Raw genomic sequence first — 26,763 nt, 5'->3', positions numbered from 1 at the left:
TTTATTAAACGTGAATTGGTAAGCCATCAGCCAATTCAGCTGTATCCATAATCGCTTCACCAAGTGTTGGGTGAGGTTGGATAGTCAATGAAATGTCTTTAGAAGTCAATCCATTTTCAATCGCTAGTGATAAACCAGAAATCAAGTCAGATGCACCAGGGCCAACGATTTGAGCACCGATTAAGGCCCCTTCTTTAGTTTCAGTAATCAAACGTAAGAAACCAGTCGTATCATTCATTGAAATGGCACGGCCATTTGCAGCAAATGGGAACTTAGAAATTTTAACATCTTTACGGTCTTTAACTGATTCAGGCGTTTCTCCAACTGTTGCCAATTCAGTTGTTGTATAAGCTACAGCAGGCAAAGCAACGTGTAAGTCCACGTCGTCCTCAGCTCCAGCAATCGCAGCAGCAGCAACTTTAGCTTGGAAAGAAGCTTTGTGAGCGAGCATTGGACCAGGAACCACATCACCGATTGCATAAATGTGAGGAACATTAGTTGCATAAGAATCGTCAACTTCAATCAAACCACGGTCAGTCAATTTAACATCAGTGTTGTTCAAGCCGATTAAATCAGTATTTGGACGACGTCCAACAGAAACGAGTAAGTAATCACCAGTCACTGTTTGTTCTTTTCCATCAACCTCAAAAGTCAAAGTTACATCTTTATCAGTTTGAGTAGCTGATTTAGCCATTGCTGAAGTAAAGATTTCAGAACCAGCAGATTTAACGCGATTAGCAATGATATCAGACATTTCTTTATCAAACCCGTTTAAAATGTGGTCCAAACCTTCAACAATTGTAATCTTAGAACCAAGCATACGGTAAGCTCCACCAAGCTCAGAACCAATAACTCCTCCCCCAACAATAATCAAATGTTTAGGAACTTCTGGAAGTGACAAAGCACCAGTAGAGTCAATAATGCGACCACCAAATGGGAAAGAAGGAATTTCGATAGGACGTGAACCAGTTGAGATAATCACATCATTAAATTGCAAAAGTTGGAACCCATCTTCTTGTTCAACATTTATTGTATTGTTATCAATAAATTCTGCAGTTCCTTGAATCACGTCAACTTTGTGTTTTTTAAGTAGCATTTTAACGCCACCTGTCAACTGGTTGACAACTTTATCTTGTTTCCATTTTTGGGCAGATTCCCAGTTTAATTTAACATTTCCGACAGAAAGACCAAAAGGATTTTCTCCTTTTTCTTCCTCCAAAGATTCTTGGTAATGATGACCAATATTAATCAATGCTTTTGATGGGATACAACCAATATTTAAACAAACCCCACCAACATTATCTTTTTCAATAATTGTAACTTTTTTACCAAGTTCAGCCGCACGGATGGCTGCAACATAACCACCAGGGCCTGAACCAATAACAACCAAATCAACTTCTGTTGCTTGTGCACCAACAACCATAATATATCCTCTTTCTTGTAAACATTAGTGTCAACTTGAATTTACAATACTGTAAACTAGTTTTTTAAATCTACGACAGAAAGAAACGAAAAAAATATTTTTTCGTTCCTTTACTAATAAGACAATTAGCGAGTATCCTCTAGGAGACACGCCTGTAATAAATAGATGCTTTAGCACCATTTATTACAGCCTATTAGATTTCCATAAGCATGAACTCAGGGTCAGCCAATAGAGATTTCAAGTAGTTAAGTGATGTTTGACCCAACATTCCATCAATCAAACGGTGATCATAAGTCATAGACAATTTCATGTTTTGTCCGACAACAATTTCGCCTTCACCATTAACAATTGGTTCTTTAACGATTGAACCCAGTCCTAAAATTACGACATCAGAACCATTAATGATTGGTGTAAACCAAGAACCACGAGCAGATCCAATATTTGAAATTGTAATTGTTGAACCTTGCATTTGTTGAGGTTTAAGTGTTCCTTCTCGTGTAGCAGTAGCTAATTCAGCGATTTCTTTAGCAATCTCAAGAATTGATTTAGTTTCAGCTTCATGAATCACTGGAACGTACAAACCAGTTGGAGCATTTACAGCGATTCCAAGGTTGACATGTTCGTGATAAACAATTTCTTGTTTTTCATAGTCAACAGAAGCATTGATATCTGGGAATTTATGAGCAGTAGTAGCCAAAGCTTTAGCAACATAAGCAAGATAGGTTAATTTAATATCTTGTTTTGCAGCAATTTCTTTAAAGACAGCACGATGTTTCACGAGTTTAGAAACTTCAACTTGGTCAAAGTTTGTTACTGGTGGAATGTGTGTATGTTGAGCAGTCATAACTTTAGAAACAACTTTACGAGTTGGATTCATTGCTTCACGTCGATCACCAGCTCCTGCTTTAACGCTTGGCGCTTTTTCAGCAACAGGAGCAGCTGGTTTATCAGCCTTAGGTGCTGGAGCGGCTTCTGGTGCTGTTTGAGCGATAGGAGCGACACTGCCAGATTCAAAAGCTTTAACATCGGCCAACGTTGTGTGACCGTGACGACCAGTTGCAGGAACTTGACTTAAATCAATACCAGCCTTGCGTGCATAATGACGAACAGAAGGCATCGCAAGAATGTGACCAGTAGAAGTTGTTTTAGTCAATGGAGCATTTGCAGGACTTGCAGGACTAGCTGCTTTAGGTGCTTCTGCGACTGGAGCAGGACTAGCAGCTGCTGGAGCAGCCCCATTTCCATTGTATTCAATTAAAGGAGCCCCAACTTCTACAGTCGTTCCAGCTTCAACGAAAAGTTTAGTGACTTTTCCAGAATATGGAGAAAGAATTTCTTGCATGAGTTTATCATTTTGAACCTCTGCAACAGGATCATCTTCTTTAATTTCATCTCCAACTTTAACTAACCAGTTGGCGATATCTCCTTCATGCATTCCTTCACCAATATCAGGCATCGTGAAGATTTGAGCTTCTCCAGAAGGTGCATCAGTTGTAGCAGTATCAGAACCAGCTGTTTCTTGAGGAGCAGGAGCAGCTGCAGAAGAGCCTGAACCGTCACCATCAAACTCAACCAAAGGAGAATCAACTTCTACGGTTGTTCCAGCTTCAACGAAAAGTTTTGTTACGGTACCAGAATAAGGAGAGAGAATTTCTTGCATAAGTTTATCATTTTGTACTTCAGCAATTGGGTCATCTTCTTTAACAACATCTCCAACTTTAACTAACCAGTTGGCAATGTCTCCTTCGTGCATTCCTTCGCCAATATCAGGCATTTTAAAAATCTCAGTCATAGTCAACCACCTCTTTAACTTTATTCACAATATCTTCAGCTTTAACTGCCCAGTCATTTTCTGCTTGTGCAAATGGGAAAATTGAGTCAGGACCACTAACACGTCCAATTGGCGCTTTAAGGTTCAAAACAAAACGTTCTGAAATTTCGGCCATGACATTCGCTGCGATACCGGCTGTACGTTGAGCTTCTTGAACAACGACCACACGCCCAGTTTTTTCAACTGTTTTACCAATTGACTCAATATCAAGAGGAGCAACTGTTCTGAGGTCAAGGACTTCAGCTTTAATTCCATCTTTTTCGAGTTGTTCAGCAGCTTTAAGAGCAAGTGGAACTGTTCCACCATAAGCAATGATTGAAACATCAGATCCTTCTTTAGCGACTGCAGCAGTATCAAGTGGTGTAGTATAGTAACCTTCAGGAACTTCACCTTTAAGTGAGCGATAAAGGTGAAGGTTTTCAAGGAAAATAACAGGGTCGTTATTTTCAATTGAAGCCAGCAATAATCCTTTAGCATCAGCTGGATTTGAAGGCATTACAACACGAATTCCGGGGATTTGTGAAAATAGCCCTTCAATTGAATCCGCGTGCATTTCAGGCGTTTTAGTTCCGATTCCATAAGGTGTACGCACGACAATATTATTTGAACGTGTGTTATTAAAACGGTAACGTGTCCGGCTCATTTGTCCAGCAATTGAGTCGAAAACTTCAAAGATAAAGGTTCCGAATTGGATTTCCATAATTGGGTGGAAACCTTGTGTTGCAAGACCAATTGCCATTCCACCAATTCCTGATTCAGCAAGTGGAGTATTGAAAACACGTTCTTCTCCATATTTTGCTTGCAGACCATCAGTAGCACGGAAAACCCCACCATTTTGTCCAACGTCTTCACCAAAAATGAGTGCATCTTTATCTTTTTCGAGCGCCAAATCAAGCGCTTCTGTAATTGCTGCAATATAAGTTTTTACTGCCATTCTTATTTGCCCTCGCTTTCAAATTTTGCAATTTGTTCTGCCATTGCTTGGCTTGGCACTTCAAGTGTATTTTTAATGAAGCTAGAAATTTTTTGTTTTTCAACATTGTTGGCTTTCTTAATGTCGGCATCAATACCTGCATCAAGTTCAGCAATATAAGCTTCCTCTTTCTCTGTATCCCAAAGTCCTTTTTCAGTCAGGAAATTACGCATACGAACGAGAGGTTCTTTTTTCCACCAAGCTTCAATGTCTTCTTTAGTACGATAGCGAAGTGGGTCATCACCAGCTGTTGAGTGTGGTTCTAAACGGTTTGTAATTGCTTCAATAACAACTGGACCATTTCCAGCTACTGCCCAAGCACGAGCTTCTTTAGAAGCAAGATACATAGCAATCGCGTCCATTCCATCAACTACGATCGAAGGAGCACCTGCGGCCCAACCTTTAGCAGCTAAATGAGGAGCGGCACTTTGGAGACTACGAGGTGTCGAAATTGCATAGCCGTTATTTTGGATAAAGGCAACAAGTGGGGCTTTATAAGCTCCAGCAAAGTTAATTCCTTCATAAGTATCACCTTGTGAAGAACCACCATCACCAGTGTAAACGAAAGCTACAGCATCTTTTTTACGTTTTTTGAGTCCGAGCGCGACACCAGCAGCTTCAACGTATTGAGCACCAATGATAATTTGTGGGAACCATGAGTTTACAGGTTTACCATCATCGGTAGTGTACTCATTACCAAGTTGATGTCCACGAGACCAAAGAAGACCTTTCCAAATTGGCCAACCTTTTGCGTAAATTTGTGGCAAGTCACGGTAACCTGGGAAGAGCCAGTCTTCGTCAGTGAAAGCGAATGATGAGGCCATTTGAGAAGCTTCTTGACCAGCGTGAGGTCCAAAGAATCCCATACGTCCTTGTTTAGCTAATTTCATTGAACGAATGTCAACTTGACGTGCAAAAAGCATACTTTTAAAGAGTTCAACGAGTTTTTCATCAGAAAGTCCTGCACGTTTAAGACCATCTTCGTCAACAATTTTTCCTTCTTCGTTAAGAATTTGAAGCATTGGAAATGTAGTGTCTTGCAGTTCTAGCTGCGCTTTGAAATCTAAGATTTGTTCTGAATTTGACATAATAGATTCCCTTTCTATTTTATGTGTCTATAATTAGAAATTTATCATTTTTTGGAGAAATTTCCTAAGGTTATGCTTGTGAAATAACTTAATCTGTTCGATAGTCAGCTTTGAACATTTCAGAAAGTTCAGTATTTTGAATTGTTCCAAAATATTGTCCTTCTTTATTTGTTTCAAGGACTTCAAGAATTGCTGAAGGTTCAAATTCAAGACCAATAAATTGCTCTTTGATATCTCGCCAATCTCGAACGCCTAAGAAATCTCCTTGGAAATTAATTTCAGTGATTTTACCATTTTCAACATTGACTTGAATATCAATGGCTCCGCCAGTAAATTTAGCGTGATTTTGGAAGGAGAATTTTGGTGATTCGCCATAATTCCAATCCCAAGTTGCAAATTGCTCATCTCGTATTTTTTTGATTGAGCTAAGTTGGTCATCAGTTAAAACTAATTCACCATCTTTTCCTTCGTCTGTGAGATAGTATTTTAATGCGTCAATAAAACTATCTAAGGTTAAGTCCTCAGGGGCAAAATCTTTGATATTTCCCACACGAGCGCGAACTGATTTAGCCGCTTTACTGACAAATTTTTCATCAGAAACATTGAGAGAACGAATCATTGCTTCAACATCAGTGTCCCAAAGGAGGGTTCCGTGATGCATCAAATAACCTCCAGCATAGCGTTGGGCATTTCCCGAAATCTTTTTACCCTCAACTTCAAGGTCATTGCGTCCAGTGATTTCAGCTTTGATTCCAACAGCATGGAGTGCTTCATACATCGGTTGAACAAATTTTTTAAAGTTGACAGAGCCAGAATTTTCGACAGGAACAAAAAATGTGAAACAGATGTTTCCTTCATCATGATAAACTGCACCACCGCCAGATACTCGACGAACAACTTGAACATCATGACTGTCAATGTAGTCTTGATTCACTTCAGCAAAAGTGTTTTGGTTGCGCCCCACAATAACTGCACGTTTATTTTGCCATAAAGCAAAAACAGGCTCAGTTGGTTTTAGGTGATAAAGTAGCCAGCTGTCCATCGCGATATTTGTGTAAGCGTCTTGACCTAGATAGTTAATAAATTGCATGTTTATGCATCCCTTCCAAATCCTTGTGCTTATTTTGTCAAACAAGTTTGACAAAATAACACGCACGATTTAATTATACCCTTTGTGAAACAAAATGTAAAGAGAAATGCTTTACGCTTACAATTACTGTACTATGTGATTTTCACCTCAAAATATTGTGAAATAGATATCATTTGTGACAGATGAAAAAAGACCAGTCTATTTTGACTGGTCTTGGATTTCTTGACGAATTTCGAGGGCACGTTCCGGAAAATCGGTGATGATTCCAGCTACATGTTGTTGAAAAGCTTGTCGTATTTCTGTTTCTTGATTAACTGTCCAAAGACGAAGGGGTCTTTTTGAACTTTTGAGAAGAAGTGGGTGCTTGAAGGCGTAGGTTCTTCGGGGATGAATTCCTGAAATAAAATCTGTTGAGCTGCCTTTATAATGACTTTTTAGGGTCAAAAGATTTTTCGTCAGATAATTAACTTCAGCCTTTGAATCAAAAGTGTGTATTTTTTTTAATGAATCGAAATTAAACGAACTATAAATATAGCTAAAAGGCCATTTAGTTTCTGTCATTAAGTCTGAGAGCTTTTTTTCAATTCCGGGATAGTCAAATTTATCAGTTTTAATTTCGATATTTAAATAACCAGTAAATGATAGGTCTGTCAGTAATTTTAAAACCTCTGACAAAGTTGGAATTTTTTCGTCAGTAAATTTTGGATTGAACCAAGAACCAGCATCAAATTTCTTTAAATCTATAGCATTCATATTTTTGACAAGACCTTTACCATTTGTTGTCCGGTCAATTTTCTCATCGTGAATAACAATTAATTCATTATCGAGTGATAAGTGGACATCAAGCTCAATTCCGTCAGCATGGACACGAACAGCTTCATGAAAAGCGGCCAATGTATTTTCTGGACAGTTGGATTTAGAACCACGATGAGCAAAAACCAATGTTTTAGAAGTGAGGCTTGGCTTGAATTTCAAATTGTTTTTTATTTTTTTTCTGTCAAGAAAATTATGAAGTTTAAAAACTATTTTTGTGAAGCCAGACATTAGTCACTTCCTTTCGATTTGGGAATGATTTTTACTGACAAGGCCATAAAATAAGCACTGATAGGGTCTGTCAGTAAAAATTAAAAATGAGTTTCCTTGTATTCTTCTTCGATTTGGCTGACAAAAAGGTGCATTATTTTATCACGCTTTTCGCCTAGTCTTTTTCCTTCGGTTGTATTTAATAAATCTTTTAACAAAAATAATTTTTCATAAAAATGATTGAGTGTGGAGTTATTTTTTTGACTATGATAGTCTTCTTTAGAATTGTAATCTAAAGGTGGCAGATTTGGGTCATAAAAGACTCGATTTTTTGCCCAACCATATTCAAGTGTCCTTACAATTCCCCAAGCTCCCATTGCATCAAGGCGGTCAGCATCTTGCACAATTTGTCCATTCAAAGAGAGTGTTTTTCTCTCAATTAAATTACTTGAAAAACTCATGTTGTCAATAATCATAAAAAGTTCATCAATGAGCTTTTTATCAATTTTAAGCTCATTTAAAAATTGCGCAACTTTAGCTTTTTGTTTAGGAACATCATCTGTTAATTTTTCATCATAAGTATCATGTAAATAACAAGTTGCTAGAACAAGTTCTTGATTTGCTGACGGCTCTGTCAGTAAAATTTTTTGAGCAAGAGCAACGACCCGTTCAATATGGTCAAAGCCATGTCCATCATTATTTTTATCATGAATTTCTTGAGCAAATCTTTTAATTTTCTTTAAATCAATCAAGTTAAATCTCCAAAATAAATGACTTGAGTTTACACCAGTGTCAACTAAAACCAAATAGTGTAAATTGGTAAATCCTCAAGATTAGTAAGGCTAAGGAAGTAAAATTTGAAAATGAATTATTTGAAATAGTTGATTCCCATTGCAGACTTAACTTCATCAAGAGTTTGACTGGCTACAGCTTGGGCCTTAAGTGAGCCTGCTTTAAGCATATCGTAAACGTAGTCCATATTTTGTGCAAACTCAATACGGCGTTCACGGATTGGTGAAAGTTCGCGGTCAAGAACATCAAGAAGGAAACGTTTTGTTTTCACATCACCAAGACCACCCGCTTGATATTGGGCTTTCATTTCAGCAATTTGCTCTGCATCTTCAGCTTTACCAAAAACGTCAAGATAATGGAAAACCATGTTTCCTTCAATTTTACCAGGATCTTCAACTTTGATATGGTCGGGGTCAGTATACATTGACATCACTTTTTTCTTGAGTGTGTCCATGTCATCAGCAAGGAAAATTCCGTTTCCAAGAGATTTCGACATTTTGGCATTTCCGTCAAGTCCAGGTAAACGACCAGCAGCTTCATTTTCAGGGTAAATTCCTTCTGGTTCAACTAAAACATCTGTGTGATAAGCATTATTAAATGAGCGAACAATTTCTCGTGTTTGTTCAATCATTGGTTTTTGATCATTTCCGACTGGAACATGAGTGGCTTTAAAAGCAGTAATATCAGCAGCTTGAGAAACTGGATACACTAAAAAGCCGGCAGGGATTGATTCACCAAAAGCTTTTTGTGCAATCTCTGTTTTTACAGTAGGATTGCGTTCAAGGCGGGCAAGTGAAACTAAATTCATATAATACATTGAAAGTTCAGCCAGTTCAGGAATTTGACTTTGAATGAAAATGGTTGATTTTTCAGGGTCAAGTCCTGCTGCTAAGTAGTCAAGGGCAACATCACCGACAGATTGACGAATGAGTTCAGGTTCTTTTGCATGGTCAGTTAAAGCTTGTTGGTCAGCTAAAAAGACAAACATATTGTATTTATCTTCATTTTGCATTTTGACACGATTTTGCAAAGAGCCTACATAGTGGCCGATGTGAAGTTTTCCTGTTGGACGGTCTCCAGTTAAAATAGTTGGTTTTGTCATTTTGTTCTCCTTATGTGTGTTTGGATTAGATTGATTATTGAAGAGTGTAAACTGGTTTACACTAAATAAAAAATAAAAAAAGCACCCATAGAACTATAAAAAGTCCTACGGGCGCTATGAGCGCGGTGCCACCGTAAATTTAAAATCAAATGATTTTCTTAGAACTTGTCAAAAAACAAGTTGCTCTGTAACGGAAGCGGCCGTGATTCTTTATTTTTTTAAATCAAATTTATTAGTTAATCACAAGCCCATTCACTTTGCTGAAAACGTTGGTTTGCACAACCACCAACTTCCTAAAGATTTCAAAATCAAAGTTACTTTCTTGTTGTTTTAAATTTTACACTTTTTGTAATGAACTGTCAAACTTTAAAAAGTAGAAAATCAATTTGCTTGAATTCACAATTGCAAAAAGATATACTCAAATTACAAGAGAGAATTACAAATACAACTTAAGTATTCAATTCATAAAGCAATTGCACAGTTCTATTAAGGAGGAAAAAATGAAAAATATCTCTACTGCATCAGCACATTGGGAGGACACTTTAGAAAACGGATTTGGCACAATTTCTGCTGAAAGTTCTCAAATTTTTACAGAAACTCCCTATAATTTCAAAGCACGTTCAGAAAGTCAAGCTCATATTACCACACCAGAAGAACTTTTGGGAGCTGCTCATGCAGCCTGTTTTAGTATGGCATTCTCAATGGTTTTAGGGCAAAAAGGCTTAGTAGCAACTTCTATTGACACAACGGCAGATGTTACTTTTGAAGCAACAGCAGATGGTCCAGCGATTACAAAAATTAAATTGACTAATCGTTCAGTGATACCAGAACTTTCTGAAGCTGATTTTCAAGAAATTGCCAAAGTAGTAAAGGAAAGCTGTCCAGTATCTAAGGCTCTGTCAGGAGTCGATATTGAACTTGAAGCGACTTTAGGCTAGTCTATTTTATAGAATAAAAGAAAAACTAAGTTATTGATGAATAGCTTAGTTTTTTGCATAAACTGGTGAAATAATGACGAAAAATGAGGCCTTTCTGATATAATTTAACTAACAATAAATTTAACAAAGTCTTAACTTAATTAAAATAAGTGGGGTCTCAATGAAAGAAAATAAATTATTATCACCGGCAGCCATTTTTCTGTTGGGTGTGAATTCCATTATTGGTTCAGGAATTTTCTTACTTTCTGGCAAAATTTATGAAGATGCAGGAATTTGGAGTTTACTGGCTATTTTATGTGCTGGTTTATCGATTTTTGTGATTGCTTTTGCTTATGCCAACATGAGTAAGATTTATTCAAAAAATGGTGGAGCTTTTGTTTATGCTAAAGAAACTTTTGGGCGTTTTCCAGGCTTTATTGTGGGAATGGTGACATGGTTGCTAGGTACAGTGACACTAGCTACAGAGGTTTCGGCTTTACTGACAGCAATGAAAATGATTCTTCCAAATCTTAATAGTCGGTTAATTGGCATCATTATTATTTTGGCCTTAGGAATTATCTCCTATTTTGGGAGTTCAATTATTGCTGGTTTAGACAATCTGACTTCTTTTGTGAAAATTGTCTTAGTTCTTGTTTTTATTTTTACTTGTCTATGGTTGGTACGTGGTCTTAATTTTTCAAGTCCAAATTTACTGACAGCTTCGTCAGCAAATTTAGGTGGCTTTAAAGGATTTCTGTCAGCTTACGGTACTGTATTCTTTTTCTTCACTGGCTTTTCATTTCTACCGGTGAATGCTGAAAAAATGAAAAATCCAGCAAAAAATTTACCAAAAATGATGTCCCTTGTCATGTTAACCTGTTTGGCTGTTTATCTGATTATTCAAACCATTACCATTGGGGCATTGGGGCCAGAACTGACTAAAACACTTGTGCCTGCGGCAACAGCTTTTAGTAAAATCGTGGGTAGCATTGGAATTCCGCTCTTTGTTGTCGGAATATGTTTTTCAATTTTTGGTGTTATTGTTGCGACCACTTTTAATACACCAACAATTTTAGCCAGTTTGGCTCAGGCTCATGAAGATGTGCCTATGTTTGTTTCTAAAAATAATCGCTTTGGAACCCCCACTTGGGCAATTATTTTGACGACAGTTTGTGGAATAGCTCTCTTTTTGAGTGGAAATTATGTTTTTCTGAGTGGCCTGACTGTCTTTATGAGTTTTGTTCAATATTTATCAACTGGACTTGCTAACATTAAGAAAAAATTCCTTTTGATTGGAATTGGTTCGGTTCTCTTTTCATTGGTTTTACTGACAAGCTTTACTTTATCCGTCCTAATTTTAGGTTTAGGAATCTTGATATTACTTGTTATGATTTATTTTGTCGTTAAATTAGATGATGATGAACGTGAAAAATGGCTCAAAGAACACCAAGAAAAGTCAAAAGGAGCAGATGTCAATACTGTTAAACGTTTGTAAGTAATTTTTAGAAATTTTATTTTACTGAAGAAAGCTGTCAGTAAAATAAGGAGAAAAATATGACAAAAAAAGAATATACATTTTGGTTGTTGAGCAGTATTTTTTTAATAATTGGTCTAATTTTGCAATTCATCCCCAGTCATTCAATACAAAATGCTAGTTTTACTGCTTTAATAATTGGACTAGTTTTAGTTTTTTTCATTAAGGACAAAAATGAATCGAGAAAACCATTACCCGAAAAGTTTTATCAGAAAAAAGTTTTTTGGGCTTGGATTTTTATTCCACTCTTTGTAATTTTGTTTATTTATTCTATTTTTTTGAAAAAAGAGTCTCCTTATAATTTTATGATACTAATTTTAGTTGTTGATATGATTATCTTTAACTATTTCGGTACGAAGTATAAATGGTAGATAAAAAATACTGACAGCTCAATTCTGTCAGTAAAAAAAACTCGGTTTCCCGAGTTTTTTATTTGTCCATTTTTTCAAAATGTTCGACTAATTTACCAGAAACATCTGATTCCAACATTTTATGAATTTGTTTCAAGGCAGAGGCAATCGCCAATTCACTTGAATTTCCGTGAGCTTTAACAACAGGTGCTTTAAGACCAACAAAAGCAGCTCCACCAGCTCCATCTGTACTCATCAAATCTTTAAGTCCAGACAAAGGTTTTTTAATTAGAGCCCCACCGATTTTAGTGGTGACACTACCAGCCATGATGGCTGATTTTATTTCTTTCATGAGAACAGTTGCTGTTCCTTCAATCGCTTTTAAAATGGCGTTTCCCGTGAAACCATCGGTTACTACAACATCAGCCCCACCTGAAAGTAAATCACGAGATTCAATATTTCCGATGAAGTTGATTTCAGACATAGCTGACAAAATTTCATGCGCTTCTTTGACAGTTGGCGAACCTTTAGATTCTTCGGCACCATTAGAAATCAAAGCAACACGTGGTTTATTGATGCCGCGAACATTTTCAGCGTAATATGAACCCAAAATGGCAAAATCAACTAAGTGGTGGGCCGTATTTTCAGTATTTGCTCCCAAATCAAGCATATCAAAACCGCGACCATCAGCTGTCGGTAAGGTTGACATCAAGGCTGGACGTGACACTTGCTTAATTCTCTTAACCAAAAGTAAGCCGGCGGTTAAAAGTGCACCAGTTGAGCCGGCAGACAAGACTGCATCAGCCTCTCCTTTTTTCACAGCAGTCACAGCTCGGACAAGTGAGCTGTCTTTTTTTGATTTAATGGCAGCAACTGGATCATCATGAAAATCAATGATTTCAGTTGTTTCAACAATCTCACCATTTGTTTCATCGTCTAAAAATTGACGAATTTTTGCCCCATCTCCGTAGAGTTGGAAGGTAACATCAGAAAGTTCTTTCTTTGCCAAGTTTACACCTTTGACAATATTTTCGGGAGCAAAATCTCCTCCCATTGCATCAATTGCAATTTTCATATTTTTATTTTCTCCAAATCAAATAATCTCTCATTAAAATTATAACAAAAAAAGTGACCAGATAGTCACTTTTTTTCACAATAGGAAATCTATTGAATAAAATTATTCTTCATTTAAAATATTTTCAATCTCAACCAGTACAGCATCTTCGTCATTAGAAAGAATGACTTTATCAGCTAGTTCAAGAATTTCAGGCGCTGCGTTACTGACAGCAAAAGAAGAACCAGCGTATTCAAACATTTCCAAATCATTCATTTGGTCACCAAAAACAGCTAAATTTTCAGGGAGCCAATTAAAATGCGCTAACAAATGTGCCAAACCAGAAGCTTTAGAAATACCATTTGGCACGATGTCAATACTAGTAAAACCAGTTGTTGTTGCCCTTACGAAAGAGAGTCTGTCTGTAATCCATTGTTCACAGTCACGCACGTGGTCTTCGGGGAAGTTGGTTGTAACCTTGAGCAGTTTGTCATCAATTTCATCTAAGCGATGGTAAAGTTGACAGTTAGGATAATAAAGTTTTGCATGAGCAAGGTATTCTTTAGAAATACCTTCAGGATAATAAGCACCTTTAAGACCAGAAATTAAATAATCATTTTTGGGACTAAACGGCATCTCTTGCAAGTCATCAATTAATTCTTGAGTTTGAGCAACAGTCAAATCTTTTGCAAAGAGAATTTCTCCTTTATAAGCAACAACTCCACCATTCTCAGCAACAAAAGCCATTTGATCTTTATATTCTGAAAAAACTTCAATCAAACCAAGTAAAGAACGTCCAGAAGAAGCAGCAAAAAGAAGATTTCTATCTTGAATTTTTTTAATTACTTCAGCGAGTTTTTTGTGATTATACGAATGGTCATTGCGCAGAAAAGTTCCGTCCATATCTGTCGCAAAAAGTTTTAAATTTTGATTCATGACTTCTCCCCCAGTCCACTGTTAGCGCTAACAGTGGATGAAAATGAATTCTGTCAGTAAATTTTACTGACAGAACTGTAAACTTGGTTTACACAACAGTGTAAACGAACTAAATAATAATAAATTTAATCGGCCCAGAGTGCTTTTACTTTTTCTTGTACTTCTGCATTATCTAAGAAATCATCATAAGTTTCACCAATACGGTCAATGACACCAGATTTACCAAGAACAACAATGTGATTGGCAATAGTATTAATGAATTCATGGTCATGTGAAGCAAAGAGGATTGAGCCTTTAAATGATTTCAAACCATCATTAAGTGCAGAAATAGATTCCAAATCCAAGTGATTAGTTGGGTCATCAAGAACAAGCACATTAGCTCGTTGAAGCATCATTTTAGAAAGCATGACACGAACTTTTTCTCCCCCTGAGAGGACATTGACAGCTTTTAAAGATTCTTCACCTTTGAAAAGCATACGTCCAAGGAAACCGCGAAGGTAAGTATTATCGTCTTCCTCTTTTGTCAATACAAATTGACGCAACCAGTCAAGAATAGAGTCACTTGTATCAAAATCTTTGGTATTATCTTTTGGAAGATATGAACGAGAAGATGTAACTCCCCATTTAATATCGCCAGTTACGGTCCAATTATCTTCTACATCATCCATTAAAGCACGAAGTAACGTTGTTTGTTGAATATCGTTTTGACCAATAAATACGGTCTTATCACCAGGATTTAAGATGAATGAAATGTTTTCGATAATCACTTCTCCTTCAATCGCAACTGAAAGATTTTCGACACGAAGTAAATCATTACCGATTTCGCGTTCTTGTTCAAAACCAACAAATGGATATTTACGTGATGAAGGAACAAATTCTTCAACTTCAATTTTATCAAGCATTTTCTTACGTGATGTCGCTTGTTTTGATTTAGACGCATTAGCAGAGAAACGAGCGATAAACTCTTTCAACTCGGCAATTTTTTCTTCAGCTTTACGGTTTTGGTCACCTTGCAAGCGAAGAGCAAGTTCAGAAGACTCTTTCCAGAAATCATAGTTCCCTGGGTAAAGTTTGATTTTACCATAGTCAAGGTCAGCCATGTAAGTACAAACATTGTTCAAGAAGTGACGGTCATGGGAAACAACGATAACGGTATTTTCAAAATTAATCAAAAATTCTTCAAGCCAAGCAATTGCTTGAATATCAAGTCCATTGGTTGGTTCGTCAAGAAGAAGAACATCAGGTTTACCAAAAAGTGCTTTAGCAAGAAGGACTTTAACGTGTTCGCCAGAAGTTAAATTGGCCATCAAATCTGTATGTTGTTCAGCTTTAATGCCAAGGTTTTGCAAAAGACGAGCAGCGTCAGCTTCGGCTTCATAACCACCCATTTCGCCAAATTCTGCCTCAAGTTCGGCAGCTTTCATAAAGTCATCATCTGTCGCCTCAGGATTCATGTAAATGGCATTTTTTTCTTGATTAATGGCGAAAAGTTTTTCATTCCCCATCATCACGACATCAAGTGGTGTTTGGTCTTCGTAATCGTAATGATTTTGACGAAGAACAGACATGCGTTCGTTTGGCCCCATTGAGATGTGACCTGTTGTTGGTTGAATTTCACCGTCCAAGATTTTCAAGAAAGTTGATTTACCAGCACCATTGGCACCGATTAAACCGTAACAGTTTCCCGGTGTAAACTTGATGTTTACTTCGTCAAAAAGCTTGCGGTCAGAGAATTGTAATGAAATATCAGATACTGTAAGCATGTATTTTCCTTTTTTATTGATGAGAATAAATCTCAAATATTTTTCGATAAAGTAGTTTGACTACTTTTGTGCTCAAAAATAAGCATTCTGCCCTTATTTTATCATAAATCTTGGACTTTATAAAGCCCACTTTTTTATAAATCTTGACAAGTTTTTCATTCATGTTCTTACAAAAAGACGAAGTTTAGTTTCAATTTAGCGTAATTTTAGCATTACTTAAGTCAAGTTGACTATAATATACTTATTCCAATAAAATTTTTCATAAAGTTTACTCCTAAACAAAAGAATGAGCGGCTGGTTACCGCTCATTTTTTATTTATCGCTATTTTTAATGAATAAAATAATTGAAATAGCTAAAGCCACAAAACCAATTCCATTAAATTCGATAAATGTTATGAAAACATTTGAAGAATATCCCAACTGATTAAAGATAAGCGTGGCGGGAATTCCTATTCCCCAAATTAATAAGGTTAGGGCTAAAAAAATTAAGGCTCCTATAAAATAATTTTTATTCATGTTTTTATTCCTCTCAATCATTCATTTATAGTAAACTCTGACATAATAGTTAAAAGGAGCTGATGTAACTTTATACGCAGTTCTTACTGGACTGCCATACATGTATTGTACCACCTTGTAACGGGTTAGTGTAGTATCTACCCAAATTCCTAATTTACTTAATTTGGACTTGTTGGCACTAATAGTAACAGATACGCTCTTTGTAATTGAGGCAGATAAAGTGAATCCGGTTCCCTGATAGCTTGAACTTCCTGAAGCTGATAAAGTTCTGCCACTAGAAATTGTATAGCTGTTAGCATTCGCCCAGTAGGGGGTAAGAGATGAAATACCTACAAAGCGATTGTATACTCTAACAGATGAAATTTTAGTGGTAATTGTTGTAATAGGCGCATCCATTCCTAATGCTTTAATGTGATTAGAAGCTAGGAACGTTCCACCAAGCATAAAAAGAACTCCTAGAATTTTGATTAGTTTCTTTTTCGTCTTCATAACGTTTTCTCCGATTTCTATCTAAAGATTTAGCAAAGTCCAATGAAATTGGGAGAAAATTTCACTAGACAGAGAGAGGGAGTAACTTGAGATCGTAAAGTTCTCGCTTTTGTTTTTTCATACTTTTATTATAATCCAAAAGTCAAGTCTAACAACAAAAAAGCCGTAGTGTTATCACTACGGAAATATTACAGGTTTTTATTCAAAAAATGCTTGTTTCGCTTACCATAGAAATCTTTTAATTTCTCTTGACCCAATAAGTCAAAAATAGCGAGCCCATTTCTAATCTCTGCTAAACCTTCATTTTCATCAACAAAGGAATAATTATAAAATCCAATAGCCATTTTGTGCAAGACTTCAAGATAAAGGTCAATTCCTGCTCGGTTTGGTTTTTCTATCATCTTCAAAATCTGTTGACTCAGCTTTTTTTCACCACGTGAAGATAGAATGACTAAAGCTCGATAAAAAATTTGGAAAATTCGACGACGATATTTATAAATCCCAAAATAATTTTGATTCTTTTGTTCAAAATTACTCATTAACGACTGGATTGTGAGAGTATCCAAATTATCTAATACAAAATAAGCGATAGAAAGCTCGAAATAGCCCCATGAAGTTACTTCTGTTAAAAGTTTAACGACAAAATTTATCTCCGACAATGTAAGTTTCTCAAATCGTGATTTTACAGATAAAGCTAAATAAGAAAAGCCTGATTCTTTGGCCTCTTTATAGAGTGACTTTAATTTTTTTTCGTCTTGAGCAAAATCTGCCTCCTCAACTTCAAATAGAAACTCTTCTTGAAAGTCAGGAACGAAATGATTAATTACAAGTTCATATTCTGCTAAACTGACATTCATTTCTTGCAACATCACATCAACTTTTTCAAATCCCATCATGCTTAATCCACGTTCAAAACGACTCAATCCAATTTTGTCGATACCCACTCTTTGAAAATAGGATAAAGGCAATCCTTTTTGTTTGCGGATTAACCTAAAGTTTTTTCCATAACCTGTATATGGCATTGCTTCTCCTTGATAAGTAAAATATTTAACATGATTATACAGTTTTTTGTAATTTTTGTCATCAAAAAAACTGTTAAGTTTTGATTCAAGGCTAGAAGATATAATGATAAAATTTTTTGTATGTTTAATACATTAGTAGGAATTCAAGTTTTATTTTAGCCTAGTTTTAGTAAAACTTAAGTCAAGTTGACTATAATATACTTATTCCAATAAAATTTTTCATAAAGTTTACTCCTAAACAAAAGAATGAGCGGCTGGTTACCGCTCATTTTTTTATATTTTTTCTAATGCTTGCTCTAAATCAGCAATCAAGTCAGTTACATCTTCAATACCAACCGATAAACGAATGGTTCCTTTGGAAATCCCTGCACTAGCAAGTTCTTCGGCATTCAGCTGCTGGTGAGTGGTCGAAGCAGGATGAATGGCCAATGATTTGGTATCTCCAACGTTGGCTAGAAGTGAGAAAATTTCAAGATGATCAATCAAATCACGCGCTTTTTTCTCATCTTTGTCTTTGAGTTCAAAGGTAAAGATAGATCCAGCGTCTTTTGGATAATATTTCTGATAGAGCGCATGATAGGAATTACTTTCAAGCAGAGGATGGTTAACAAGTTCCACCTTAGGATGATTGTCTAAAAATTCTACAATCTTTTTAGTATTGGAGATGTGACGTTCTACCCGGAGTGAGAGTGTTTCTAGCCCCTGTAAGAAAAGCCAAGAATGAAAAGGCGATAAAGCCGCACCCGTATCACGTAATAAAATAGCTCTAATCCGAGTCACAAAAGCAATTTCACCCAATTCGGCAAATTTAATCCCATTGTAGCTTTCATCAGCTTGTGTAAAATCAGGAAATTTACCATTTGCCCAATCAAAGTTTCCGCCATCAACGATGACTCCACCAATAGAAGTACCGTGACCGCCAATGAATTTCGTTGCTGAATGAACAATTACATTAGCACCATGTTCAAATGGTTTAAAGGCCACAGGGGTAGTAAACGTTGCATCAACAATAACGGGAATTCCATGTTTTTTAGCAATTTGACCAATGGCATCATAATCAATCACATTATTTCCCGGATTGCCCAAAGTTTCATAATAAATAGCTTTGGTTTTTTCATCAATCGCCTCTTCAAAATTCTTCGGGTCATCTGGATTGACAAATTTAGTTGTAATTCCATATTTTGGTAAAGTCCCAGAAAAAAGGTGGTAGGTTCCACCATAAAGGGTACTTGCGGAAACAATATTATCACCGACTGTAGCGATATTCAAGATGGCATAGGTAATAGCGGCTGAGCCAGAACCAACACCAAGGGCTGCACTTCCACCTTCAAGAGCTGCGATGCGTGCTTCAAAAACATCGTTGGTTGGATTTCCTAAACGTGAATAAATAGCTCCAGGATCTTGTAAAGCAAAACGAGCTTCGGCATGGTCTGAATTGTTAAAAACGAAAGAAGTTGTTTGATAGAGCGGAACGGCGCGTGAACCTGTGACAGGATCAGGGACTTGTCCTGCATGGACTTGCAAAGTGTCGAATTTATAATTGTGATTAGTCATAGTTTTTTTCTCCTATTTTCGAAAATTTTAGTTAGTATAAAAAATAGTCGTTAATCACATTCGTTGATTATTCGTCAGCAATTCTTGAACCATAGCTTTCTCCTTTAGCTATAAAACTTATTATAATTATAAGAAATTCAGAAAATTCTAGCGATATGATTTTTTAATGGAGCTGATAGAACTTTTAAAAGTAGAAATAAAAAAATACAACTCAAGGTTGTATTTTTATTGATTGTGCTTTTCAAAGTAACGCATTGTAATAAGAAGAGCTTTACGAAAGATTTTTGGATGTTTACGAGCAACATTTACCATGAATTTATCACCGAAAGAGTGGAGGTAGCGAAGGCTCGGTTTAATCTCTGTCGCAGCTTTATAAAAAACTTCAGCTAAATCAGAAGCTTTAGCACTATTTTTCATAAAACGGTCAAGTCCTGAAGCAACAGAATTTACCAAAGGTTGGTAAGCAGAGTTTGAACTCATATTCTTTTTAGAATTTTCTAGGGCAATATTTCCCCAGCTTGACTGAGTTCCACCAGGTTGAACACAAACTGAACGGATACCAAATTGGGAAACTTCGAGGTCCAAAACGTCAGACCATTGTTGAAGGGCGGCTTTTGTAGCGTGATAATAAGCACCAAGTGGCATATAGACATCTCCACCAATTGATGAAATATTAACAATTCGTCCATAATTTTGAGCTCTCATTGTTGGTAAGACAAGTTGAGTTAATTCAACCGCACCAAAGAAGTTGGTTTCAAACTGATTGCGAATTTTAACCATTGGGATTTCTTCGGCTGGTCCGTATTCGCCATAACCTGCATTATTGATGAGGACGTCAATATGACCTGCCTCATCTAAAATTTTTTTCACAAAGGCTTGGTTTGATTCAGAGCTAGTAACATCTAGTTTTAGTGCTTTGATGTTGTTCTCGTATTGTGGAATTTTTTCAACGCGGCGTGCCCCAGCGTATACTTTCCAACCCCGTTTGGCAAAAAGTTCTGCTGCCTCAAATCCCATTCCATTTGAAGCACCTGTGATTGCAACAATTTTTTGTGTCATCTCTTTAGAGTCCTTTCAATTTGTCTGTATCTTGTTTTCATGATTTTAAAAGTAATTATACCACTTTAGTAAATCAAAGGCTAAAAAAACTTCCGCGGAGTAAACGGAAGTTTTAGGAGTATTTATGAAAAAAGTTTATTTAGGAGTATGGAAACTATTATACGTTATAATGCTGAAATGAAACTTAAATGAAAAAGAAAATGTTTTTGTATTTTTAGAATCCCTTTTCTATAAATCAATTCTAACTATAAGGACCTGATGATTGAGTGATAATGCTAGTTTGAAGCATTCTTAGTAAGAAAGTGATTTTTTATAAATGGTTTATAGAATAAATTGTACAGCGTTTAATTGGACTTGCTCTCTGAAATAACGTAAAATTGTAGTGAGGAGGACGGTTACAATGAGTAAAAATTATAAAAAAATCCTAGTCGCAATTGATGGATCTGAGCAGGCAGAAGAAGCGTTAAAAGAAGCTATTGTCCTTGCTAAAAGAGACAACTCACAATTATTCGTTTTACATGCGACGGATAAAAACAGTATTTATGCAGCTGGTAACCCAGTTCCTGTGGTTCCTGCACCAGCTATTCCAGTAGTTCCAGCAGTTCCTGTACTTGAAGAAAGTGCAGATAATGAAGCTAAAGAAGTTTTAGACAAAGCTTTGGCAATTATCAATAATGAAGTGAAGTTTGAAGAAATTCGAGTTGATGGTTCGGCAAAAAATGAAATTGTCGATTTCGCTAAAGAACATGAAATTGATATGATTGTGATGGGCTCTTCAGGAAAAGGCGCTCTTGACCGAATGTTGCTTGGCTCTACAGCAGTTTACGTGGTTAAACATGCACCTTGTAGTGTAACAATCATCAAATAAATTAGATAGATTTCAAGAATCGGCAAGCATTTGCTGGTTTTTTTGTATTTTAAAAATAAATTCCTTGACAATGAAATTCTTTTCGTTTACAATTGTAAACATAGAAATGAGAAAGTTGGATTGAACAATGAAAGTTACTTTTAAAACCCTTGATGGACGTACAATGACTAAAGAATTTGCTAGTGTAGATGAATTCGTAACACTACAAAATCGTGAAATTCCGGCAATTGATGATTCAGCGAAAGTTCTTGAAGTTGTAATTTCTGGACAAGTTGAAGAATTTAGTGGAAATGTTGCTGATTTGTATTTCAAACTTAGTAAATAAGAATCTGAAATCGTGAATGGAGGAGGAAAGATGACAGATTATGTTTTTAAGGCAGGTCGTAAAGATTTGGCACCTCTTTTGTTATTACATAGCACGGGTGGAGATGAGCATCAATTAGTAGAAATTGCTGAAATGATTGCCCCTTCACATCCTATTTTGTCAATTCGTGGACGTATTAATGAGCAAGGAGTCAATCGTTATTTTAAACTCCGAGGCTTAGGTGGTTTTACTAAAGAAAATTTTGATCTTGAATCTTTAGATGAAGAAACAGACTGGTTGACGGATGAGGTCAGTTTGTTGGCTGAAAAACATGACCTTGACGTCCATAAAATGATAGCTATCGGTTATTCAAATGGTGCAAATGTAGCTTTGAATATGTTTCTTAGAGGAAAAATAAATTTTGATAAAATTATTGCCTTTCATGGGATGCAATTGGAAGACTTTGAACAGACCGTTCAACTTGATGATAAGCATGTCTTTCTAAGCTATGCACCAAATGATATGATTGTTCCTCAGAAAAACTTTGGTGATTTAAAAGGTGATTTGGAAGATTCAGGCTGTCAGCTTGAAATATATGAAAGTTCACTTGGTCATCAATTGACGCAAGAGGAAGTTTTAGCCGCTAAAAAATGGCTTACAGAAACAAAATAATTTTGTATTGAAAAAATTTCAGTGCAAAGTAACTAAATAGGAGAAAACAAATGGCTGAATTAACAAAAATTGAAACAAAAATACCTGAAAATCTTACTCTTGGTGGTGTTCACCACGTAACAGCAATCACCTCAAGTGCTCAAAAAATCTATGATTTTTTCACAAATATCTTGGGTCTGCGTTTAGCAAAATTAACAGTCAATCAAGATGACTATGAAACTTATCACCTCTTTTTCACAGAAGAAGATGGGCATGGAGCTGATATGACTTTCTTTGATTTCAAAGATATTCCTAAAGGAAATCATGGAGTTAATAATATTGAACGTGCTTCATTTCGTGTACCGACAGATGCGTCCTTAGATTATTGGACTCGTCGTTTTGACAATGCCCATGTTAAACATGGCGAAATTTCTAGTAAATTTGGTCAAAAAACCTTAGAGTTTGAAGATTTTGATGGTCAATTGTATCAATTGATTTCTGACCAAAATAATAGTGGGGATGATTCAAAAGGACGTTCTTGGCAACTTTCTAATGTTCCGCAAGAACATGGAATTACTGGGCTTGGTCCTGTTTTTGTAAAAGTTGAAAATGCCGAAAATCTTCGGACCATTTTGGAAACAGTTTTTGGCTTCCGTTACGCTGGGCAAGAAGCTGATTTACATCTTTTTGAAGTGGCGAATGGTGGAAATGGAGCAGCTTTGATTCTTCAAGAAGCTGGTGAAAAAGAAGCTTACGCTTATCAAGGTTATGGTACGATTCATCATTTAGCTCTGGGAACAACAAATCCTGAAACTTTAAACTATTGGATTGAACGCATTAAGGCTTTCCGTTTGCCACATTCTGGTTTGGTTGACCGTTTCTATTTCTCAAGTGAATATGTCAGAGTAGCACCAGGAGTTCTCTTTGAAATTGCGACTTACACACCAGGGATTGGGGCATTGGACATGGCAAAATCAGGTCTAGGAGCCGTTGATTCTTATGAAGAAGCTCTAATTACTTCTGGTTTCTGGATTGACCAAACTAAGGAAGAATCAGGTTTATCTTTGAGCTTACCTCCTCATTTATTCCCAGGAGATGAAGCTACTAAAGCGAGAACAGCCGCAAGTTTACGTCCATTGGACACTTCAGATGCTCATCGTGACCGCACAAAAGATGAACTATGGACTGTTGAAAAAGTATTGGAACACAAAGCTGGAACTCCGGCTGAAACAGTGCAATAAAGGAGAACTGATGAAATCATATCAAGCAAATGAGCTCGACGAAAAAACAGTCTATAAACTTCTGTCAGGCAGTATTGTTCCACGCCCAATTGCTTGGGTGACCAGTCAAAATCTCGAAGGTCTAGTTAATGTGGCACCCTTTAGTTTTTTCAATGTTGCTTCGTCAAATCCACCACTTTTATCCATTTCGTTTACGGGAAATAAAGATAGTTTGAATAATTTATTGACGACGAAAGAAGCAGTGGTTCACCTTGTGAATGAGGATAATGTGGAGCTTATGAATCAAACGGCAGCACCATTAGCGGAGCATATTAGTGAAGCGGAAGAATTTTCACTTGAACTTGTCCCTTCTCAGAAAGTTCAGGTTCCAAGTTTAAAGGAGTCAAATGTTCGTTTAGAAACTAAATTGTATCATCATTTACCTTTAGGAGAGAGTGGGCATTTAGTTCTTCTTGAAGTTGTCAATTTCTCTTTTGCAGAGGAACTATTGGATGAGGAAAACTTTCATGTCAATCTAAATAAACTCAAACCAGTTGGGCGTTTAGCGGGTGATGATTACAGTACCTTAGGAAATCGATTCAGCCTTTTACGACCTAGATAAATAAAAAACTTACTGATGATTGGTCAGTAAGTTTTTATTTGCTTTAAAAATAAAAAAATAACCCGAAGGTCATTTTTATTATTTAACTTCTTTAAAGATTACGTGTTTACGCAATTTTTTAGAGTATTTTTTAAGTTCCAATTTGTCTGGAGTGTTGCGTTTGTTCTTTTGAGTAAGGTACAGACGTTCACCAGATTCTTTATGTTCAAGTGTAATATTTACGCGCATGATAGTCCCTTTCTATAACTTTTGTCGAATTATTTAGTGTCGCGAACTTTGCGGCCTTTGTAGTAGCCTTTAAGTGAAACGCGATGTGAGTGACGGTAGTCACCAGTAGTTTCGTCAAAAGTAACAGTTGGAGCTGTCAATTTGTAATGTGTACGACGACGATTTTTCTTTGCTGATGAAGTGTGACGTGCAGGTACTGCCATTGTTTTTTTCCTCCGTAGAATTTTATCTCGTTCTTGCAGAGTGCAAAAACGTACTTTATTAGTATAGCATAAATTTTCAGAAATGCAAGTTTTGTAAAGTAAAATTACTTGACAAATTTTTGCAAACCTTTCTGTCAGTAAAATTTGAGTAAGCAAAAGTACTGACAAATATCTTTGACAACTAAAATGATAGGGCCTTTAGCGCAAATTTGATAAAATAGAAGTAACTTAACGGATAACTTAAAAATTTAAGCTCAGCTTCGAAAGAATCAAAGCGGCGTAAGGAGAAGACAATCAGGTCGTAAAAACTCCTCACAAAGCAGGGCAATGTTCTAGGACAATTAAATTTTTAAGGAGAAATGAATGAAGAACTGGAAAAAACTGATTCTTGTTTTTGTCATTGCAGGCGTGGCATTGATTGCTTACTTTGGCTTTAATCAGCCTTTTTTGGCACGCTTAATTGTTACAATTGCTGGGGGAGTCTTGGCTTTCTCAATGCTGATTGAAATGATTAAAACTTTACGGTCTGGCTCTTATGGTGTTGACTTATTGGCCATCACGGCCATTATTGCTACTTTACTAGTGGGCGAATATTGGGCCTCTTTGATTATTATTCTCATGCTTGTTGGAGGTGAGAGTTTAGAAGACTATGCAAATGGTCGAGCTCACCGAGCTTTAGCTGCTTTATTAGATAAGTCGCCAGATATTGCTCATGTGCAAAAAGGAGATAAGGTGGTCGATTTACCGATAGACCATGTGGAAGTCGGGAGTCATTTATTGATTAGACCGATGGAAATTATTCCAATTGACGGGAAACTTATTTCTGAGGCAGTGGTACTTGATACAGCGTCATTGACGGGTGAAACCAAGCCGAATGAATTAGTAAAAGGTGATCCTGTTCTTTCGGGAGCTATCAATGGGAATTCTAGTATCCAGATTGAAACTACGGTGATAGCGGCAGAATCACAGTTTCAAAAGATTGTAGAACTGGTTAAAGAAACGGAGAAAACTCCAGCTCAATTTGTACGCCTGGCTGATCGTTATGCGGTTCCTTTTACAATTATTGCCTATCTTATTGCAGCAGTTGCTTACTTTATTTCTGGTGACCCAGTGCGGATTGCGGAAGTTTTAGTGGTTGCAAGCCCTTGTCCATTGATTCTGGCAGCTCCTATCGCGTTTGTTTCGGGAATGAGTCGCTCTAGTCAAAATGGAGCATTAATCAAAAATGGAACAGTCATCGAAAAATTAGCAAAAGCTCGGGAAATATTTTTAGATAAAACAGGTACAATTACTGAGGGGACAATTAAGGTTGACAGTCTAAAACCAATAGGAACAGTAGATGAAGTAGAACTTTTACAGTTGGTTTACACGGTTGAAAAATCAAGTGGTCATATTTTAGCAAAAGCTGTTGTTGAATATGCTGAAAATAAAAAGGTTCAACCATTAAAATTGACCTCTTTAACTGAGGTTGCTGGACTTGGTGTGATTGGAGAAATCGAAGGTCAAGAAATTAAAATTGGGCGAAGTTCTTTTGCTTTTGCACCTGATAATCTCAACTATGAAACAGCATTTTATGTGAGTAAAGCAGGTAAATATGTTGGGGCGGTCACATTCTCTGATACTTTAAGACCAGAAGCTAAAGAAACAATTGCTCAGATGAGAAAAATTGGTCTTGAAAAGATTACAATGTTGACGGGTGACAATCAACTTGTTGCTGATAAAATTGCGAGCACTGTTGGAATTGACAATGTTTATGCAGGTTTGATGCCAGATGAAAAATTAAAATTTATTAAAAATGCGACGAATAGACCAGTAATTATGGTTGGAGATGGAGTTAATGATGCTCCAGCTCTAGCCACAGCAGATGTTGGAATTTCGATTGGTGTGGGCTCAGGTACAGTTGCGAGTGAAGCGGCTGACATTGTTCTATTGCAAAATGACCTTAGGAAAGTGACGACATCTATTGAAATCAGTCGTGATACGTTAAAAATTGCTAAACAAGCGGTCATGATTGGGATTATCATTTGTATTATTTTGATGTTTATTGCAGCTCTGGGAGTGATTCCAGCTGTGATTGGAGCTTTGTTCCAAGAGATCATTGATGTTGTTTCAATTCTCTATGCGCTTCGGGCTTTAAGAGGATAAATAAAA

Annotated in this window: 27 protein-coding genes and 1 other annotated feature; of the genes, 9 read left to right on the top strand and 18 right to left on the bottom strand. The window is 36.5% G+C overall.

Annotated elements, in window-relative coordinates:
• Positions 1-4 precede the first annotated feature (4 nt).
• The 8 genes from lpdA to trpS all read right to left on the bottom strand — a co-directional run bounded on the left by lpdA (position 5) and on the right by trpS (position 9,322).
• Complete coding sequence (lpdA, locus tag IAE52_RS09800) at positions 5-1,423, bottom strand: dihydrolipoyl dehydrogenase (RefSeq protein WP_010905074.1); 1,419 nt, start codon at positions 1,421-1,423, stop codon at positions 5-7.
• Between the two features lie 193 nt (positions 1,424-1,616).
• Positions 1,617-3,215, bottom strand: a complete 1,599-nt coding sequence (locus IAE52_RS09795) for a 2-oxo acid dehydrogenase subunit E2 (RefSeq protein ID WP_012896925.1) — start codon at positions 3,213-3,215, stop codon at positions 1,617-1,619.
• A complete protein-coding gene (locus tag IAE52_RS09790) occupies positions 3,208-4,188 on the bottom strand; it encodes an alpha-ketoacid dehydrogenase subunit beta (protein WP_010905076.1) in 981 nt (326 codons plus the stop codon). Before IAE52_RS09790 ends, IAE52_RS09795 begins: the two co-directional genes overlap by 8 nt.
• Positions 4,189-4,190: 2 nt before the next feature.
• Positions 4,191-5,315 carry a thiamine pyrophosphate-dependent dehydrogenase E1 component subunit alpha gene (locus tag IAE52_RS09785; RefSeq protein WP_010905077.1) on the bottom strand — a complete coding sequence of 375 codons (1,125 nt, stop codon included), beginning with the start codon at positions 5,313-5,315 and terminating at the stop codon, positions 4,191-4,193.
• Between the two features lie 88 nt (positions 5,316-5,403).
• Positions 5,404-6,405 (bottom strand): lipoate--protein ligase, encoded by a 1,002-nt coding sequence (locus IAE52_RS09780; RefSeq protein ID WP_010905078.1) that lies wholly within the window; start codon positions 6,403-6,405, stop codon positions 5,404-5,406.
• A gap of 198 nt (positions 6,406-6,603) precedes the next feature.
• Positions 6,604-7,449: a glycerophosphodiester phosphodiesterase gene (locus tag IAE52_RS09775; RefSeq protein ID WP_012896926.1), complete on the bottom strand. Its 846-nt coding sequence runs from the start codon at positions 7,447-7,449 to the stop codon at positions 6,604-6,606.
• Positions 7,450-7,529: 80 nt separating this feature from the next.
• The gene (locus IAE52_RS09770; protein ID WP_021723190.1) at positions 7,530-8,180 is read right to left on the bottom strand and encodes an HD domain-containing protein; all 651 of its coding nucleotides are present in this window, start codon (positions 8,178-8,180) and stop codon (positions 7,530-7,532) included.
• Between the two features lie 116 nt (positions 8,181-8,296).
• Complete coding sequence (gene trpS / locus IAE52_RS09765) at positions 8,297-9,322, bottom strand: tryptophan--tRNA ligase (RefSeq protein WP_033900570.1); 1,026 nt, start codon at positions 9,320-9,322, stop codon at positions 8,297-8,299.
• A gap of 104 nt (positions 9,323-9,426) precedes the next feature.
• Positions 9,427-9,661, bottom strand: a binding site (T-box leader).
• Between the two features lie 161 nt (positions 9,662-9,822).
• Here trpS and IAE52_RS09760 point away from each other — a divergent pair.
• From IAE52_RS09760 to IAE52_RS09750, 3 genes are all read left to right on the top strand, one after another.
• A complete protein-coding gene (locus tag IAE52_RS09760) occupies positions 9,823-10,260 on the top strand; it encodes an OsmC family protein (protein ID WP_033900569.1) in 438 nt (145 codons plus the stop codon).
• Positions 10,261-10,420: 160 nt separating this feature from the next.
• Positions 10,421-11,734 (top strand): APC family permease, encoded by a 1,314-nt coding sequence (locus tag IAE52_RS09755; RefSeq protein ID WP_023163567.1) that lies wholly within the window; start codon positions 10,421-10,423, stop codon positions 11,732-11,734.
• A 59-nt stretch (positions 11,735-11,793) separates the two neighbouring features.
• Positions 11,794-12,144 (top strand): hypothetical protein, encoded by a 351-nt coding sequence (locus IAE52_RS09750; protein ID WP_058206645.1) that lies wholly within the window; start codon positions 11,794-11,796, stop codon positions 12,142-12,144.
• A 58-nt stretch (positions 12,145-12,202) separates the two neighbouring features.
• Here IAE52_RS09750 and plsX read toward each other — a convergent pair whose 3' ends face one another.
• From plsX to IAE52_RS09710, 8 genes are all read right to left on the bottom strand, one after another.
• Positions 12,203-13,198 (bottom strand): phosphate acyltransferase PlsX, encoded by a 996-nt coding sequence (gene plsX, locus IAE52_RS09745; RefSeq protein ID WP_200136785.1) that lies wholly within the window; start codon positions 13,196-13,198, stop codon positions 12,203-12,205.
• A 102-nt stretch (positions 13,199-13,300) separates the two neighbouring features.
• Positions 13,301-14,113 (bottom strand): Cof-type HAD-IIB family hydrolase, encoded by an 813-nt coding sequence (locus IAE52_RS09740; protein WP_012896932.1) that lies wholly within the window; start codon positions 14,111-14,113, stop codon positions 13,301-13,303.
• A gap of 125 nt (positions 14,114-14,238) precedes the next feature.
• Positions 14,239-15,876 carry an ABC-F family ATP-binding cassette domain-containing protein gene (locus IAE52_RS09735; RefSeq protein ID WP_033900563.1) on the bottom strand — a complete coding sequence of 546 codons (1,638 nt, stop codon included), beginning with the start codon at positions 15,874-15,876 and terminating at the stop codon, positions 14,239-14,241.
• Between the two features lie 312 nt (positions 15,877-16,188).
• Entirely contained in the window at positions 16,189-16,392 is a 204-nt protein-coding gene (locus IAE52_RS09730; RefSeq protein ID WP_012896934.1) for a hypothetical protein, read from the bottom strand.
• Positions 16,393-16,413: 21 nt separating this feature from the next.
• A complete protein-coding gene (locus tag IAE52_RS09725; protein WP_012896935.1) occupies positions 16,414-16,881 on the bottom strand; it encodes a hypothetical protein in 468 nt (155 codons plus the stop codon).
• A gap of 188 nt (positions 16,882-17,069) precedes the next feature.
• On the bottom strand, positions 17,070-17,903 hold the full coding sequence (locus IAE52_RS09720) for an Rgg/GadR/MutR family transcriptional regulator (RefSeq protein ID WP_033899627.1): 834 nt from the start codon (positions 17,901-17,903) through the stop codon (positions 17,070-17,072).
• A gap of 273 nt (positions 17,904-18,176) precedes the next feature.
• Complete coding sequence (locus tag IAE52_RS09715) at positions 18,177-19,457, bottom strand: O-acetylhomoserine aminocarboxypropyltransferase/cysteine synthase family protein (RefSeq protein WP_033900272.1); 1,281 nt, start codon at positions 19,455-19,457, stop codon at positions 18,177-18,179.
• 225 nt (positions 19,458-19,682) lie between these two features.
• The gene (locus IAE52_RS09710) at positions 19,683-20,516 is read right to left on the bottom strand and encodes an SDR family NAD(P)-dependent oxidoreductase (protein ID WP_033900271.1); all 834 of its coding nucleotides are present in this window, start codon (positions 20,514-20,516) and stop codon (positions 19,683-19,685) included.
• A gap of 400 nt (positions 20,517-20,916) precedes the next feature.
• Between IAE52_RS09710 and IAE52_RS09705 the strand changes: the two genes are divergently transcribed.
• From IAE52_RS09705 to IAE52_RS09685, 5 genes are all read left to right on the top strand, one after another.
• The gene (locus IAE52_RS09705) at positions 20,917-21,384 is read left to right on the top strand and encodes a universal stress protein (protein WP_010905090.1); all 468 of its coding nucleotides are present in this window, start codon (positions 20,917-20,919) and stop codon (positions 21,382-21,384) included.
• A gap of 127 nt (positions 21,385-21,511) precedes the next feature.
• Complete coding sequence (locus IAE52_RS09700) at positions 21,512-21,709, top strand: DUF4649 domain-containing protein (protein ID WP_012896939.1); 198 nt, start codon at positions 21,512-21,514, stop codon at positions 21,707-21,709.
• Positions 21,710-21,739: 30 nt separating this feature from the next.
• A complete protein-coding gene (locus tag IAE52_RS09695) occupies positions 21,740-22,360 on the top strand; it encodes an alpha/beta hydrolase (RefSeq protein ID WP_012896940.1) in 621 nt (206 codons plus the stop codon).
• Positions 22,361-22,410: 50 nt separating this feature from the next.
• Entirely contained in the window at positions 22,411-23,580 is a 1,170-nt protein-coding gene (locus tag IAE52_RS09690; RefSeq protein ID WP_017863957.1) for a ring-cleaving dioxygenase, read from the top strand.
• A gap of 10 nt (positions 23,581-23,590) precedes the next feature.
• A complete protein-coding gene (locus IAE52_RS09685) occupies positions 23,591-24,181 on the top strand; it encodes a flavin reductase family protein (protein WP_003132255.1) in 591 nt (196 codons plus the stop codon).
• A gap of 78 nt (positions 24,182-24,259) precedes the next feature.
• Here IAE52_RS09685 and rpmG read toward each other — a convergent pair whose 3' ends face one another.
• Both rpmG and rpmF read right to left on the bottom strand, forming a co-directional pair.
• Complete coding sequence (rpmG, locus tag IAE52_RS09680) at positions 24,260-24,409, bottom strand: 50S ribosomal protein L33 (protein WP_003132258.1); 150 nt, start codon at positions 24,407-24,409, stop codon at positions 24,260-24,262.
• A gap of 29 nt (positions 24,410-24,438) precedes the next feature.
• The gene (rpmF, locus tag IAE52_RS09675; RefSeq protein WP_010905107.1) at positions 24,439-24,612 is read right to left on the bottom strand and encodes a 50S ribosomal protein L32; all 174 of its coding nucleotides are present in this window, start codon (positions 24,610-24,612) and stop codon (positions 24,439-24,441) included.
• Between the two features lie 363 nt (positions 24,613-24,975).
• Between rpmF and IAE52_RS09670 the strand changes: the two genes are divergently transcribed.
• Positions 24,976-26,757 (top strand): heavy metal translocating P-type ATPase, encoded by a 1,782-nt coding sequence (locus IAE52_RS09670; protein ID WP_109990575.1) that lies wholly within the window; start codon positions 24,976-24,978, stop codon positions 26,755-26,757.
• The last annotated feature ends 6 nt before the right edge of the window (positions 26,758-26,763 follow it).

The organism is Lactococcus sp. S47, from assembly GCF_016517475.1.
Taxonomy (GTDB): Bacteria; Bacillota; Bacilli; order Lactobacillales; family Streptococcaceae; genus Lactococcus; species Lactococcus lactis.
The sequence above is the reverse complement of the archived record's forward strand: the minus strand, read 5'-3'. Positions and strand labels throughout refer to the sequence as shown.

Bases quoted from the DNA above. Each gene is read 5' to 3' on its own strand.
- lpdA (WP_010905074.1), bottom strand. From the start codon at position 1,423: ATGGTTGTTGGTGCACAAGCAACAGAAGTTGATTTGGTTGTTATTGGT.
- IAE52_RS09795 (WP_012896925.1), bottom strand. From the start codon at position 3,215: ATGACTGAGATTTTTAAAATGCCTGATATTGGCGAAGGAATGCACGAA.
- IAE52_RS09790 (WP_010905076.1), bottom strand. From the start codon at position 4,188: ATGGCAGTAAAAACTTATATTGCAGCAATTACAGAAGCGCTTGATTTG.
- IAE52_RS09785 (WP_010905077.1), bottom strand. From the start codon at position 5,315: ATGTCAAATTCAGAACAAATCTTAGATTTCAAAGCGCAGCTAGAACTG.
- IAE52_RS09780 (WP_010905078.1), bottom strand. From the start codon at position 6,405: ATGCAATTTATTAACTATCTAGGTCAAGACGCTTACACAAATATCGCG.
- IAE52_RS09775 (WP_012896926.1), bottom strand. From the start codon at position 7,449: ATGTCTGGCTTCACAAAAATAGTTTTTAAACTTCATAATTTTCTTGAC.
- trpS (WP_033900570.1), bottom strand. From the start codon at position 9,322: ATGACAAAACCAACTATTTTAACTGGAGACCGTCCAACAGGAAAACTT.
- IAE52_RS09760 (WP_033900569.1), top strand. From the start codon at position 9,823: ATGAAAAATATCTCTACTGCATCAGCACATTGGGAGGACACTTTAGAA.
- IAE52_RS09755 (WP_023163567.1), top strand. From the start codon at position 10,421: ATGAAAGAAAATAAATTATTATCACCGGCAGCCATTTTTCTGTTGGGT.
- IAE52_RS09750 (WP_058206645.1), top strand. From the start codon at position 11,794: ATGACAAAAAAAGAATATACATTTTGGTTGTTGAGCAGTATTTTTTTA.
- plsX (WP_200136785.1), bottom strand. From the start codon at position 13,198: ATGAAAATTGCAATTGATGCAATGGGAGGAGATTTTGCTCCCGAAAAT.
- IAE52_RS09740 (WP_012896932.1), bottom strand. From the start codon at position 14,113: ATGAATCAAAATTTAAAACTTTTTGCGACAGATATGGACGGAACTTTT.
- IAE52_RS09735 (WP_033900563.1), bottom strand. From the start codon at position 15,876: ATGCTTACAGTATCTGATATTTCATTACAATTCTCTGACCGCAAGCTT.
- IAE52_RS09730 (WP_012896934.1), bottom strand. From the start codon at position 16,392: ATGAATAAAAATTATTTTATAGGAGCCTTAATTTTTTTAGCCCTAACC.
- IAE52_RS09725 (WP_012896935.1), bottom strand. From the start codon at position 16,881: ATGAAGACGAAAAAGAAACTAATCAAAATTCTAGGAGTTCTTTTTATG.
- IAE52_RS09720 (WP_033899627.1), bottom strand. From the start codon at position 17,903: ATGCCATATACAGGTTATGGAAAAAACTTTAGGTTAATCCGCAAACAA.
- IAE52_RS09715 (WP_033900272.1), bottom strand. From the start codon at position 19,457: ATGACTAATCACAATTATAAATTCGACACTTTGCAAGTCCATGCAGGA.
- IAE52_RS09710 (WP_033900271.1), bottom strand. From the start codon at position 20,516: ATGACACAAAAAATTGTTGCAATCACAGGTGCTTCAAATGGAATGGGA.
- IAE52_RS09705 (WP_010905090.1), top strand. From the start codon at position 20,917: ATGAGTAAAAATTATAAAAAAATCCTAGTCGCAATTGATGGATCTGAG.
- IAE52_RS09700 (WP_012896939.1), top strand. From the start codon at position 21,512: ATGAAAGTTACTTTTAAAACCCTTGATGGACGTACAATGACTAAAGAA.
- IAE52_RS09695 (WP_012896940.1), top strand. From the start codon at position 21,740: ATGACAGATTATGTTTTTAAGGCAGGTCGTAAAGATTTGGCACCTCTT.
- IAE52_RS09690 (WP_017863957.1), top strand. From the start codon at position 22,411: ATGGCTGAATTAACAAAAATTGAAACAAAAATACCTGAAAATCTTACT.
- IAE52_RS09685 (WP_003132255.1), top strand. From the start codon at position 23,591: ATGAAATCATATCAAGCAAATGAGCTCGACGAAAAAACAGTCTATAAA.
- rpmG (WP_003132258.1), bottom strand. From the start codon at position 24,409: ATGCGCGTAAATATTACACTTGAACATAAAGAATCTGGTGAACGTCTG.
- rpmF (WP_010905107.1), bottom strand. From the start codon at position 24,612: ATGGCAGTACCTGCACGTCACACTTCATCAGCAAAGAAAAATCGTCGT.
- IAE52_RS09670 (WP_109990575.1), top strand. From the start codon at position 24,976: ATGAAGAACTGGAAAAAACTGATTCTTGTTTTTGTCATTGCAGGCGTG.